8 protein-coding genes are annotated in these 13,969 nt (G+C 37.3%); 1 reads left to right on the top strand and 7 read right to left on the bottom strand.

Annotation, left to right across the window (positions count from 1 at the left end; all coding sequences use genetic code 11):
* Positions 1 to 246 precede the first annotated feature (246 nt).
* The gene (locus AO058_RS09890; protein ID WP_075327941.1) at positions 247 to 2,802 is read left to right on the top strand and encodes an adenosylcobalamin-dependent ribonucleoside-diphosphate reductase; all 2,556 of its coding nucleotides are present in this window, start codon (positions 247 to 249) and stop codon (positions 2,800 to 2,802) included.
* Between the two features lie 193 nt (positions 2,803 to 2,995).
* Here the strand turns inward: AO058_RS09890 and AO058_RS09885 are convergent, their stop codons facing one another.
* The 7 genes from AO058_RS09885 to AO058_RS09855 form a co-directional block, all read right to left on the bottom strand.
* The gene (locus AO058_RS09885; protein ID WP_075326298.1) at positions 2,996 to 5,566 is read right to left on the bottom strand and encodes a hypothetical protein; all 2,571 of its coding nucleotides are present in this window, start codon (positions 5,564 to 5,566) and stop codon (positions 2,996 to 2,998) included.
* A 9-nt stretch (positions 5,567 to 5,575) separates the two neighbouring features.
* Positions 5,576 to 6,472, bottom strand: a complete 897-nt coding sequence (locus tag AO058_RS09880) for a hydroxypyruvate isomerase family protein (protein WP_075326297.1) — start codon at positions 6,470 to 6,472, stop codon at positions 5,576 to 5,578.
* Positions 6,473 to 6,722: 250 nt separating this feature from the next.
* Positions 6,723 to 7,427: an NUDIX hydrolase gene (locus AO058_RS09875; protein ID WP_075326296.1), complete on the bottom strand. Its 705-nt coding sequence runs from the start codon at positions 7,425 to 7,427 to the stop codon at positions 6,723 to 6,725.
* A 59-nt stretch (positions 7,428 to 7,486) separates the two neighbouring features.
* Positions 7,487 to 9,076 (bottom strand): solute:sodium symporter family transporter, encoded by a 1,590-nt coding sequence (locus tag AO058_RS09870; protein WP_075326295.1) that lies wholly within the window; start codon positions 9,074 to 9,076, stop codon positions 7,487 to 7,489.
* Positions 9,077 to 9,146: 70 nt separating this feature from the next.
* A complete protein-coding gene (locus AO058_RS09865; protein ID WP_083634161.1) occupies positions 9,147 to 10,142 on the bottom strand; it encodes an aldose epimerase family protein in 996 nt (331 codons plus the stop codon).
* Between the two features lie 10 nt (positions 10,143 to 10,152).
* The gene (locus AO058_RS09860) at positions 10,153 to 11,976 is read right to left on the bottom strand and encodes a DUF885 domain-containing protein (protein ID WP_075326293.1); all 1,824 of its coding nucleotides are present in this window, start codon (positions 11,974 to 11,976) and stop codon (positions 10,153 to 10,155) included.
* 3 nt (positions 11,977 to 11,979) lie between these two features.
* The gene (locus tag AO058_RS09855; protein ID WP_075326292.1) at positions 11,980 to 13,827 is read right to left on the bottom strand and encodes a CocE/NonD family hydrolase; all 1,848 of its coding nucleotides are present in this window, start codon (positions 13,825 to 13,827) and stop codon (positions 11,980 to 11,982) included.
* Positions 13,828 to 13,969 lie beyond the last annotated feature (142 nt).

The following is a 13,969-nucleotide window of genomic DNA, read 5'->3' as shown; positions in this document are numbered from 1 at the left end:
ATTATCCAGTAAAAAATCACTTTCTCTACTTCAGCTTCAGCAATTTACTCCCGCACAAACTTTAATTCTATTTTTTTACAAATTTGTCAACTTTCAAATGTTGATAAATTCATATTTAACTGATAACAAGCTTATTAACAATTTTTGTTTGATAACTTTTTTAAACAAGATTTTATATTCTTGTACTTCTTTGTCTATATTTACATTCCGCTTGAAACTATTACTAATCCAAAATCTAAAATTAATATGGGTGTGAACACTACTACCGCCGCTCCTAAGACTTATAGCCAGGATGAGGCTTTTAAAGCTTCGTTAGACTATTTTAAAGGAGATGATTTAGCCGCACGGGTGTGGGTAAATAAGTATGCGCTTAAAGATTCCCAGGGGAATATTTATGAGCTTACGCCAAACGATATGCATCGTAGAATTGCAAAAGAAATTTCCCGTGTAGAGCAACGCTACCCAAACCCAATGAGTGAAGATGAGGTTTTTGACCTTATTAAAGACTTTAAATATATTGTCCCTCAAGGTAGCCCAATGGCCGGTATAGGTAACCCTTACCAAATTGCTTCCCTTTCTAACTGTTTCGTAATTGGTAACGATGGCGATTCAGATTCTTATGGAGGGATTATGAAAATAGACCAGGAACAGGTTCAGCTTATGAAACGCCGTGGTGGTGTTGGTCATGACCTTTCCCACATTCGCCCCAAAGGCTCGGCGGTAAAAAACTCTGCCCTTACTTCTACCGGTATCGTTCCTTTTATGGAACGATATTCTAACTCCACTCGTGAAGTTGCGCAGGATGGGCGTCGTGGAGCGCTTATGCTTTCTGTTTCTATTAATCACCCAGATTCTGAAGACTTTATAGATGCAAAAATGGAGCAGGGAAAAGTAACCGGCGCCAATGTATCGGTAAGAATTGATGACGAATTTATGCGCTCGGTTAAAGAAGATCGCAATTATGTTCAGAAATATCCAATTTTTAGCGAAAATCCGAAGAAATCTAAAGAGATCGAAGCTAATAAGCTTTGGAAAAAAATAGTACATAACGCCTGGAAATCGGCTGAGCCTGGAATTCTTTTCTGGGATACCGTAATTAACGAATCGGTCCCAGATTGTTATGCCGATCTTGGTTACAAAACGGTTTCTACCAACCCATGTGGGGAGATTCCGCTTTGTCCTTATGATTCATGTAGGCTGTTAGCTATAAACTTATTTTCTTATGTAGAAAATCCGTTTACTAAAGAGGCTTCTTTCAATTTTGAACTTTTCAAAAAACATATTGCCGCTGCACAGCGCATTATGGACGATATCATTGATCTTGAATTAGAAAAAATTGATGCAATTCTTGCTAAAATTGAAGCAGATCCTGAAGGTTCAGAAATTAAAGGTGTAGAATATAATCTTTGGAAAAACATTCAAACCAAAGCTAAAGAAGGTAGAAGAACCGGAATTGGCATCACTGCTGAAGGTGATATGCTTGCCGCTTTAGGTATTAAATACGGAAGTGATGAAGGTGTAGATTTTTCAGTAAAAATCCATAAGCACATCGCTATTGAAGCTTACAGAGCTTCAGTTTATGCAGCAAAAGAAAGAGGTGCTTTCGGAATTTTTGATTCAGAAAGAGAAAAAGAAAATCCTTTTATTCTTCGACTTAAAGAGGCAGATGAGAAATTGTATTATGATATGCTGGAATACGGCCGCCGTAATATTGCTTTACTTACTATTGCTCCTACAGGTACTACGAGTTTAATGACGCAAACCAGTTCTGGAATTGAGCCGGTATTTATGCCTGTTTACAAACGAAGAAGAAAAGTAAATCCTAACGATAAAGATTCCCGTGTAGATTTTGTAGATGAAGTTGGCGATTCCTGGGAAGAATACGTGGTTTTCCACCATCGATTTAAAGAATGGATGAAGGTTAATGGCCACGAAATAACCGATGATTATACACAAGCCGAGCTGGACAAACTTGTAAAAGCTTCTCCTTACTACAAAGCCACTTCTAACGATGTTGATTGGCTGAGTAAAGTAAGAATGCAGGGAGCTGTACAAAAATGGGTAGATCACTCTATTAGTGTGACCATTAATTTACCAAGCGATGCTACCGAAGAATTGGTGGGTCAACTATATTTAGAAGCCTGGCAAGCCGGTTGTAAAGGAGTTACCGTATATCGTGATGGTTCTCGCTCTGGAGTTCTTATTTCTAACGAGGAGAAAAAAGAGGAAGCTGAAGAAGAAAACAATACACCATTCCCAACTACTCGTCCGCAAAGCTTAACCGCAGATGTGGTTCGTTTCCAGAATAATAAGGACAAATGGATTGCATTTATTGGCCTAATAGACGATAGACCATACGAGATCTTTACCGGTTTTGCCGATGATGAAGAAGGAATTCTACTTCCGCGCTGGGTGACTGAAGGGACTATTATAAAAGCCAGAAATGAAGATGGAACTTCTCGTTACGATTTCCAATATGAAAACAAACGAGGTTACAAGACAACTATAGAAGGCTTATCGCATAAATTCAACCCGGAATACTGGAATTATGCTAAATTGATCTCTACCACGCTTAGACACGGGATGCCAATTGAAAAGGTTGTAGATTTAATAAGCAGCCTGCAGCTAGACAGTGAATCTATAAACACCTGGAAAAACGGAGTTGCCAGGGCGCTAAAACGCTTTATCGCCGATGGTACCGTTGCCAAGAAACAAAAATGTACCAATTGTAATTCATCTAATCTTATCTATCAGGAAGGCTGCCTTACCTGTCAGGATTGCGGCTCTTCCAAATGCGGATAGTCTCTTGTTTAGATTAGATAAAAAATGCCTTTTGAAAATTTTCAAAAGGCATTTTTGTTTGTAGGAAGGAAAATATTTTTAACTCGTCATTCTGAATTCATTTCAGAATCTAAGATGCTAGCAATTAGAACAAGAAGCTGAAACAAGTTCAGCTTGACGAATGAAGTTTATTCAAACCGCCTTTTTCATTTTATTATTCCAAACTCACCGAAATAATCCCAACTCCCTGCGGCTTTTCCAGCTTAATATCTTCAATTCCCGGGCCGATTGAAAATTGCAGCGCTTCTGTATTTTCTAATTCAAAATCGCCTTCATAAGAATGTTCGAAATAATACGGTAAAAATGAAGGATAAGGTCTTGGCAGACTCACTGTTTTAACCGGTTTTAAAGCGGAAAGATCAATTTTATAAGTTTTGGTCTCCTGGTCAAGATCTAATGTAGTTCCAAAAGCCGCTCCGTTTTTCATTACCAAGGCAATTTGAAGTTTATCTGTTCTTTCGGTTAATGCTCTGGCTTTGATCACAAGGCTATTTTTGGAATTTAACTCGCTTTTACGACCGGTAATTTTTCTATTGAAATTATATCGAAAAGAGTAATCGTAAACCGGTTCTGCCTCAGGGTTTTCAACATCTTTTTCAAAAAGTTTCTCCACTTTTACCTGATATTCTGCTTCGCCCGGAATATCAGTTGGCACGAGCTTATTTTCAGGGCTCCACTCGCCTACTACATAATCTTCGTCTTCTGAAGCATTAAAAATATAAAGCGGTTTAGTCTCTTTTACAATTTGTGTGGTATATACCTCTTCAAAATAAAAATCCCAATCTTCAGGACTTCCAGAAACTTCACCGGGGAAAGTTTCTTTTCCTTTATTAGTAGTAACGATAATTCGATACTCCAAAAAGCCATTTTTCAACACATTTTCCGGAATTTCCGCCGAATAATTATAAGCGTTATTATTTTTAAGCTCAATAGCTTCATAAGTATTCCCGTTTTGCAACCAGGCTTCTACTTTTTCTATTTCTTTGTCTGAAACGATCTCTGCAGTAATTTCAGATGAAGAATTTTCCCTAAGTTCTTTTATCGGCTCGTGCATAACATAAGTTTGCGCTACGGTACTTTCCGGAGCGGTAAACTCTTCCAGCTCGAACCTTAAATTTATATCTGAATTTTCATCAATTTCGGCTCCTTTATTTTTCAAAAGATAAGTTCCGGGACGAATTTTAAAAGTTTTCCCGTTAACTTCAGGTGTAAACTCATTGTCTTTGTTTAAAACTTTCAGGCTAAAGTCTTCATTTAAACCGGCAAGATCTAAAGTCATTTCCCATTTATTCCATTTGATCACCGCAACGGTTTTTTCAAGGCTGTTGCTTCCAAAAGGATTATCGACCAAAATAGCATCAGGCATTACTTCCAATCTCCAAACACCGTCGTCTAATTTATCGAGAAAATAGGCGCCTTTACCTTCATATTTAACCACTTCAGAATTACCAAAACCGGCAACTTGCTTGAGGTTTTTTAAGGATTTTGGCTGATTATCATTCGTATTGGTATAAATAAATTTTTCTTCAGAATTTAATACCGCGAGATCTTTTTCATAATCAATCGTAAAATCCTGAAATTCCAGGTTTTCTGGATAAATACCTAAATCACTATTTACAGGAACCTGATGAAAAATCTCTCCCACAATCATTAAGGAGAGGGCTTTTTGTGGCGTGTAGGCCAGGTTCATATAGTGCGTATTGTATTCGGTATTTCCAAACGCCAAATAAGTAGGATCGTAAGCGAAGTGAGTTCCTATCTGGATTCCGGCTTCCCGGAAACTCCTTGCCATTGCAGGATAGATATAAGATTTCATCACATCGGCGGCATCAAATTCGTACACGAGTTTCGCCGCGTTATTTTCTTCAATTACATCATTAAACGGAATATGATAATCGTTTACATTTGGTAACAAATTCCCTTCCAATTCCTTCTGAAACCCCAATCCTGTTGGGTACCATTGAAAAGTTCCGCCATTTATTCCAGCATCAAAATAAGATTCGGCGAGATGAATACTATGACTTACATTATAGAAAATTGGTTTCTTAGAGCCGGTGCTTTTCATTGATTTCACCATTTTCTCAATGAATTCCTGCACTTCTTCAGGCTCTCCTTTATGGTGCGGTTCGTTGCTAATTTCAAAAGCAATAAGGTTTGGCTCATTTTTATAAGCTACGCCCGTATGCGGATTCACGTGATTCAGGAATTGCTTCAAATAATTTTCCTGAGCTTTAATAGCACCGGGCTCAGTTAAGCTTCCGGCTTTTTCGTATTTGTTAGAAAATCCGGGAGTATCTTCATCGGGTTCCGGCCAGCCATTTCCCCAATAAGCAATGGGTGTAACCACGAAATTTATATCACGTTCCTTGAGCTTTTTCAATAAATAATCAAATAACTCGAGATGTTCGTTTAATATTAAATTGCCTTCTTCATCACTAATTTCAGTATCCCAAACGTGAATTCTATAAAGATCAAAACCGAGTCGGGAAAAATGATAAACATCCTTATCTATCGCTTTTTTTAGATCTACACCTAATTTCTCACCACTTCGATAGCCGTGCGCAAAAGGTACCGAATAATTGACTCCAAAACCTTTGACTTCTGCATCGTTATGCCCCCAACGCATCAGGCCTTCATTATCTACGTAAACATCTTCTTTTTCCTGGGCAAAACTTATAAAACTGATTACAAAAAATATAAAACTCAGCAAAAATCTCTTCTTCATATATAAATTTTAAACATCACAAATTTCAATAGCTTTCTTTAATGAAGAAATTTCATCGGAATTGGTAGGAATAAATTCCTGGGCAACAAAACCTTCAAAACCGGTTTCTACAATGGCTTTCATAATTGCAGGATAAAAAAGTTCCTGGGTATCACCAATTTCGTTACGACCGGGAACTCCGGCAGTGTGATAATGATTTATGTGTTTATGGTGCTTTTTAATTGTAGCAATAATATCTCCTTCCATTACCTGCATATGGTAAATGTCGTAGAGCAATTTAAAGTTATCTGCTCCCATTTCTTCAGCCAGGGCAACACCCCATTCGGTATGATCTGCCATATAATCTGGATGATTAACCTTACTGTTAAGCAACTCCATTACCAGGTTTACATTTTTCTTTTTAGCGTATTTAAGCAGCGGCTTTAAACCTTTTGAGCAATTTTTAATTCCGGTTTTCTCATCCATTCCGCGTCTATTTCCCGAGAAAACAATTACGTTTTTAATGTTATGTTTTGAAGCTTTATCAATTAAACCCTTATATTTTTCCTGAAGATCTTTATGGTTTTTTGGCTCATTAAATCCATTTTCAATACTGGCAAAATCGTCTGTTGCCATAGAACAAACCAGGCCATATTTTTCCACTGTATCCCATTCTGAAGGTTTTAAAAGATCTATTGCCTGAATTCCCATACTCGCACAGGTTTTTGCAAATTCATCTAAAGGAATATTCTGAAAACACCATCGGCAAACCGAATGCTTAACATTGTTCTTTTTTCTATTAGGTAAGCTGTTGTTATCTATATATTTCATAGCAGCAAAAGAAGATGCTACTCCACCCAGGCTCAAAATCCCTGAACCAATGGCTATACTTTTTAACGCATTACGTCTTGTGAATTTCTTGTCCATTATTTATATATTAAGTTGGTATAATAAAATAGAAAAGTCAAAATTCAGGTGAAACTCACCGGGAATAAGACTTTAATTATAAAAACAAGGCTGAAGGAAAAACGATTGACTCAAATATGTATTCCACAACTATCTTTTCTTAGCAAATTATTATAAACGTAAAAATTACAATTAATTTTCAGAAAACAAATTTTTCGGAAAAGATTTTTTTAAAATTTTCTTAACACATTTTTAGAAGAAAAAACTTCACTTACGCGATTTCAAAATTGAAGCCGGACTCTTGAAGTTTCAGGTATTTTTTGCGGTCAAATTTGTATAAAAATGCACCTCGCCGCGAAGTAGACATATCTTTTTCGTCTAATTTAACCAACACATTTAAGGAAAGTACTTTTTTTCTAAAGTTTCGGGAATCGATTTCTTTATGATAAACGGCCTCATAAAGCTTTTGTAATTGCGGAATGGTAAATTTCTCTGGAAGTAATTCGAATCCTATGGGTTTATACCTGGCTTTTCTGCGTATTCTAACCAGGGCATCTTTCACCATCTGGTTATGTTCCAGCACCAAATCTGGCACATCTTCTATATCATACCAATGCGCTCCATGTCTTTCTACCAATTCCTTATCATACTCGCCAATTCTTATTAAAGCATACTGGGCAATAGAAATAGTTCTATATCCAGGATCACGAAACGTGGTGCCATAGGTTTTTAGTTCTTCCATAAACACGTTTTCCAGGCCGGTTATTTCCTTTAAAACACGTTTTGCGGCTTCTTTCACATCTTCATCCAATTTCACAAAACTTCCTATAAGAGACCAGGTTCCCATAAGTGGTTTAACCCTTCTTTTAAAAATGAGAAGCTTCAGGTTTCCTTCATCAAATCCAAAAATTACGCAGTCTGTAGCTACGTACATTTTATCTTCCTGAATGTAGAAATCCTTTTGAAACGGTTTCATTAAAAATTGATGTTTAGACTAAGATATGAAAATTCCTAAAGCTCATATTTTCAGCATGGTTATTGGGCAAAATAAGCATAAATAAATACTACAAGAACCACAATTCCCAGCCCAACTGGTTTTACCAGTTTCCATGGCTGGATATCTACCTGCTTTGTATAATCTAAGATAAAAGGTTCAATTCTTGGTTTCCATTTCCCTATTATAAACATAATGAGCACGTTTAGAACAAATAATATCGCCATTACGTGAAGGTAATGCGGTAATGCATCTTCCCCAACAACAAAATATTTTAGTCCCAAATAGATTAAATAGAACCCAACCCCACTAAAAATAGCCACTTTAGCCGCAATCGCTGGAATTCGTTTAGTAAGATAACCTACAATAACAATAGTTAAAATTGGAATACTGTAACTTCCGTTTACTTCCTGCAAATACCCAAAAAGCCCCTGGGGCGCATTGGCTATAAAAGGCGCAATAAGCATAGCTCCAATGGCCAGGAATATTCCAAAGCGTTTTCCTTGTTTTACTACTTTGGCTTCACTGGCTTCCTGGTTAAAATATTGTTTGTAAATATCTATTCCAAAGAGGGTAACCGAACTGTTTAATGCTGAATTGAAAGAACTCAAAATTGCACCGAAAAGCACAGCCGCAAAAAATCCTGTAAGTACCGGTGGAAGTACCGCATTTACCAAAGCAGGATATGCCTGGTCGGCATTATCTAAATCGCCCTGAAACATATGCCAGGCAATAATACCCGGAAGAACTACGATAATTGGCCCGAGAATCTTTATAAAAGCAGCTAGCATTAGACCTTTTTGGCCTTCCCTAAGGTTTTTAGCCGCCAGAGCTCGCTGAATAATTGCCTGGTTGGTTCCCCAGTAAAATAATTGCACAAGCATCATTCCGGTAAATATTGTTGAAAAAGGAACCGAAGCTTCAGGCCCTCCAATAGAATTAAACTTCTCGGGATTAGAATCTACTAAAACTTCCAGCCCATTAATAATTCCGCCGTCTCCAATAGCCATAAGTCCAAAAATGGGAATTAACAAACCTCCTACGAGTAAACCTACAGCATTAATAGTATCTGAAACTGCTACAGCTTTTAACCCTCCAAAAATTGCGTAAATAGATCCTACGATCCCTATCCCCCATACCGTAAGCCATAAGGCGGTATTTGCACTAACTCCCAACATTTCAGGAATTCCGAACATCGTACTAATTGCTAATGCACCGGAATACAAAACAATAGGTAAGAAAATAATCATATACCCCGATAGGAATAGCGCCGAAACCAGGGTTTTGGTTCCTCTATCAAAACGTTTTTCTAAAAATTGTGGTACTGTGGTTAGCCCTCCTTTTAAATAACGTGGTAGTAAGAATAATGCGGTTATTACTATGGCTATGGCTGCAAGGGTTTCCCAGGCCATTACTAAAATTCCTTCACTAAAAGCCTGGCCATTTAAACCTACAATTTGTTCTGTAGATAAATTTGTGAGTAAAACCGAACCTGCAATAACTCCTGCAGTAAGGCTCCTTCCACCAAGAAAATATCCATCACTTGTACTTTCATCGGTTTTTCTGGTGGCTAAATAGGCAATTACAGCCACTAATAGGGTAAAACCAATGAATGATAAAATTCCAACCATAGCTTATTTAAAAATTTTGTTAAATATAAAATTATATATGAGTTTTGATCCTACTTAAGGCATAAACTTATTATTGACCGCTAACCGAGAAGTTATATGAGATCCAATTGTAGTACTGATCTCCCGGTTTTAAAACCGCTTCAGGAAAGTTTCTAAAATTAGGAGCATCAGGGAAATTTTGTGCCTCTAAACATAACGAAGGATATTCTTCAGCGATTTCGGTATGGTAATTCAAATCTTCCGGAAGGTTTTCTGGAGCATAAGCCACCAGTGCTTTTTGATTGGTTTTTACTTCCATCTTTATTCCGGTTAAAGGAGCAAAAAGCCTTGCCGCAACTTCATCTTTATCAGATTTTAAAACATAGGTATCATCCAGGCTCCTGTTTCCAATTAATTTACCTTCAATAAAGTTTTTAGGATGCTTTTTAAGTTTGGTTAAATTACCGGTAGGCAATAAGTTTTTATCTACTTCAAGGATTTTTTCAGCTTCAATCTTTAAAAAATGATCGCTTATACTGCCACCTCCATTAAGGTTAAAATAAGTATGATTGGTAAGATTAATCACAGTTTTTTTATCGGTTTTAGCCGAATATTCTATAAGCAATTCATCATTTTCAGTAAGCGTATATTTAACCTCAACCTGTAAATTCCCAGGATAATATTCTTCCCCGTCCTTGCTGAAATAAGTTAGTTTTACTGAAGGATTGGGCGCCACTTCCTCTTCTTCAATTTTCCATATTTTATACTGAAATCCATTCTCGCCGCCATGAAGATGAACATTATTGGTTTCATTTAATTTATAGGTAGTATTATCCAACTGAAACTCCCCATTGGAAATTCTACCGGCATAACGCCCCACCGAAGCACCAAAACATTTATTATGCTCTTTATAGGCCGAAGTTATAAATTCTTCTGCCCGCGGGCTAACCACCACATTCACTTTATTCCCGGCCTTATCTTTTATTTTAAGGCTTATAACAGCAGCACCATAGTTAAGAACCTGGAGTTCACTCCCGTTATTATTAACAATAGCTACCGTTTTTAAATCTTCTTTTTGAGTTTTCAAATTATTTTTTTTAGTTGGTTTTACCGGAAATCCAGTTATCTACTTTTTCTTCCAGAATATTCAAAGGTAAAGCTCCATCTAATAGAATTACATCATGGAATTCCCTAATATCAAAATCATCACCTAGTTTTTGTTCTGCTTCTTCCCTTAACTCCAGTATTTTATTCATTCCTATTTTATAGGCTGTAGCCTGCCCCGGCATAACAATGTGTCGTTCTACCATTTTCACGCAGTCACTTTCTGCATTGGGCGTATTCGCTTTATAATATTCTATTCCTTCCTGCCTGGTCCATTTTTTAGCGTGAATTCCCGTATCTACCACTAGCCTGCAAGAACGCCAGAGTTCCATTGCCAATCTACCAAAATTAGAATAAGGGTCTTTGTAAAACCCTATTTCCTTTGGTAATAATTCGCTGTAGAGGCCCCAACCTTCCACATAAGCGGTGTAAAAACTAAACTTTCTAAACTGCGGAATATCCTCCAACTCCTGGGCTATGGCAATTTGCATATGGTGGCCTGGGATACCTTCGTGGTATGCCAAAGCTTCCATTTGGTAAGTAGGCATAGCAGCCATATCGTATAAATTAGCATAATAAGTTCCCGGCCTTGAACCATCTTTTGCAGGTTGTTGGTAAAATGCTTTCCCGGCACTTTTTTCTCTAAAAGGTTCTACCGCTTTTACTACCAGTTCTGCTTCAGGTTCTGTGAGAAAAAGTTCTTCTAAATTCGCCTTCATTGTGTTTATAATTTCGGTAGCTTCAGCAATATATTTTTGTTTACCAAGAGAATCGTTGGCGTAATAAAATTGCTCATTAGTACGCATAAACTCAAAGAAGTCCTGTAGTGTGCCTTCAAAGCCTACCTCTTCTTTTATTTTTTCCATTTCGCCGTGAATACGTGCTACTTCATCCAACCCTATTTGATGAATTTCCTGGGCCGAAAGATTAGTAGTTGTAGTTCTTTTAAGAGCATTGGCATAAAACTCGTCTCCTTTTGGAAATTTCCACGCGCCAGCATCATTATTTGCACGTTTTTGTTGAGTTTCCAGAAAAGAAATTAAATTTTCGTAAGCGGGTTTTACTTCTTTAACCAGAGCATTTTCAGCTTTTGAAATGAGTTCTTTTTCCTGCGCTTTTGTAATTTCCAGCTTAGATAGCTTAGATTTAAAGTCGTTGAGTAAGGCACTGTTTTCTACAGATTTGCCGAAGGGTTTGCCTTTAATTACATTTCTACTGGATTCCAAAACCCTGTCAAAAACAAAAACCGGCGGAACAATCCCATTTTGTTCCCTAATTTTTAGATTTCCAATAACCTCTTCCATAACCTTGGGAATCCCCTTTAGCCTGGATATATAAGCTTCGGCATCGCTTATAGAATCTATACGGTGCATATTAATTAAAAAAGCTGGCAGCTCGGCATGGCGCCCAAACATCTGGTTTACCGGATAATTATAAAACCGAAAATCATAATCGGCGACTTCATTTTCTAATTTCTGAAGGTATAAATCGTAACTCAAACGCGTTTGCTCGTTTAGGGCTGAAGCATCTACTTTCTTTAAATATTCTAAACGCTTTTTAGCTTTTTTTCGATCTTCGGCATATTTAAGGTGTGAAAAATCGTCCCACTTCCCATAATTGGTTTTTTGTCCCAATTGGGTTTGCATCATAGGCGATTCTTCCACGTCTTTTTGAAATTCTTTTTCAAAATATTCATTTAATTCTGCCGAATGTTCTGCTATTTCTTCTTCGGAATAATTTCCTTCTTTTTGACTACATGAAATACCTAAAAACAGGAAACTGATTAGAAGGATTTTATGAATAAATCTAATACTCATAGGCTATTCTTTTAATATTGAAAATTCTATTGCAGAATCTCCATAAATGGTGTGGGTTTGTTTCTGAAAATCTTCTTCTTCGGCTTCAAAAATATTTGGCACAAAAGTTTGAGGATTTCTGTCTATAAGCGGAAACCAGGTACTTTGCACCTGAATTTGTAATTTATGTCCTTTTTTAAAGGTATGGTTAATATCCTGCAGCGTAATATTTACCGGGGTCTTCTTGTTAGGCTCAAATGGCTCGGGATTTTCAAAACTGTTTCTAAATCTGCCTCGCATCACTTCACTACGCACCATCATATGGTAGTTGTCCATATCAAGATGGTCCATGGTTTCTTCGTAATCTTCTGAGTCGGCCGGGTAAACATCTATTACTTTTACCACCCAATCTGCCGCAGTTCCTGTGGTTGCCACGTTTAAACGTGCCAAAATCTCACCGGTAAGTTTCATATCTTCTTCCAGTACTTCGGTTTCAAAAACCAAAACATCTGGTCTCCTGGCGGCAAAACGCTGGTCGCCTGTCATATATTCTCTTGGAGTGAACACCGCTTTAATTTCATTATTATATGATACAGGTTTTGCAGGGTCACTTACAAAGCTTTCTTCATTATTGGTAGCTTCGTTGGTTAATTCCTGGTTATCTCCCAGGTAAAAAACTTTAGATTCTGCTTCTTTTGGAGGCCAGGCTTCATAAGAATTCCATTTTCGGGCTCCGGTATCGTAAACATAAGCTTCAGCTAGATCTACATCACCATCGCCGTCTTCTTTTAAAAAGTGGTTAAAGAATTTTGTTTCAATATTTCTTTGATAATTTTCAGAAATATTATCGCCAAAATAAACATTTCCTACAGCCTGCCTTTCGGTTTGTCTCGCCCAATCGCCGTGGCTCCACGGGCCAAAAACCATGATATTATAATTATCACTGGTTTCTTCAATTTTCTTGTAAGTATTAAAAGGACCGTAAAGATCTTCAGCATCAAACAATCCGCCCACAACCATTACGGCGGGTTCAATATCTTCTAAATGCTGAATAATCCCGCGACTCTGCCAAAATTCATCATAATTTGGATGCTCTTTTAGTTGTTGCCAAAATATATTGTCTTCTCCATAATATTCGTCCAGATTACTAAGTGGTCCCACATCTAAAAAAAACTGGTACTGATCCTGGGTACCAAGACCCGGCAATTCGTACCAGGCTTCGGTAGTAGGGCTGGTTTTGTCATATCCAAAAAGTGCGGTTGCTCTCCAGTAACTCAATAAATAAGCCCCATTGTGATGAAAATCGTCAAAAAAGAAATCACCTATTCCGGCTTGTGGAGATGAGGCTTTTAGAGCTGGGTGAGCATCTACTAAAGAAGCAACAGCGTAGTGACCGGGATACGAAATTCCCCAGGTTCCTACCCTACCATTATTATTATCTACATTCTCAATAAGCCATTCAATAGTATCATAAGTATCGTTGGATTCGTCAAATTCATTTCCAGATTTTTTCGGAATAATTGCCCGCATATTATCATACCTCCCTTCACTCATCCAGCGGCCCCGTACATCCTGGTAAACCACTATATTCCCTTCTTTCATCAAATATTCATTCGGGCTAATAAGCGAACGAAATTGATCTTTTCCATAAGGCCGGGAGCTATATGGAGTTCGTTGCATTAAAATAGGATATTCTTTAGTAGTATCTTTTGGGGAATAGATGGTAGTGTGTAACAAAGTTCCGTCCCGCATTGGGATATCTACTTCTGTTTTGTTATAATGTTCTTTTACATCATATTCTTCTTGTGAAATAAGATGAACGGGTAAAAAACTCAAAAACAGAAGAATAAAACTTAAACGGAATAATTTCATAGTTAAGGGATATTTTAAGCCCCTAAGATAGAAATTACCCCGACAAACCTAAAGGAATTTTAGTCGATAATCGAGTTTTAAATGCGTCAAGGCCTGCTTCTAAATTAAAAACATTTTCCCTTTTATGCCTTCCTGGCTTAAC

The sequence above is a fragment of the Salegentibacter sp. T436 genome, assembly GCF_001932675.1.
Lineage (GTDB): Bacteria > Bacteroidota > Bacteroidia > Flavobacteriales > Flavobacteriaceae > Salegentibacter > Salegentibacter agarivorans.
This window is presented reverse-complemented; position numbering and strand designations above follow the sequence as displayed.

Bases quoted from the DNA above. Each gene is read 5' to 3' on its own strand.
- AO058_RS09890 (WP_075327941.1), top strand. From the start codon at position 247: ATGGGTGTGAACACTACTACCGCCGCTCCTAAGACTTATAGCCAGGAT.
- AO058_RS09885 (WP_075326298.1), bottom strand. From the start codon at position 5,566: ATGAAGAAGAGATTTTTGCTGAGTTTTATATTTTTTGTAATCAGTTTT.
- AO058_RS09880 (WP_075326297.1), bottom strand. From the start codon at position 6,472: ATGGACAAGAAATTCACAAGACGTAATGCGTTAAAAAGTATAGCCATT.
- AO058_RS09875 (WP_075326296.1), bottom strand. From the start codon at position 7,427: ATGAAACCGTTTCAAAAGGATTTCTACATTCAGGAAGATAAAATGTAC.
- AO058_RS09870 (WP_075326295.1), bottom strand. From the start codon at position 9,076: ATGGTTGGAATTTTATCATTCATTGGTTTTACCCTATTAGTGGCTGTA.
- AO058_RS09860 (WP_075326293.1), bottom strand. From the start codon at position 11,976: ATGAGTATTAGATTTATTCATAAAATCCTTCTAATCAGTTTCCTGTTT.
- AO058_RS09855 (WP_075326292.1), bottom strand. From the start codon at position 13,827: ATGAAATTATTCCGTTTAAGTTTTATTCTTCTGTTTTTGAGTTTTTTA.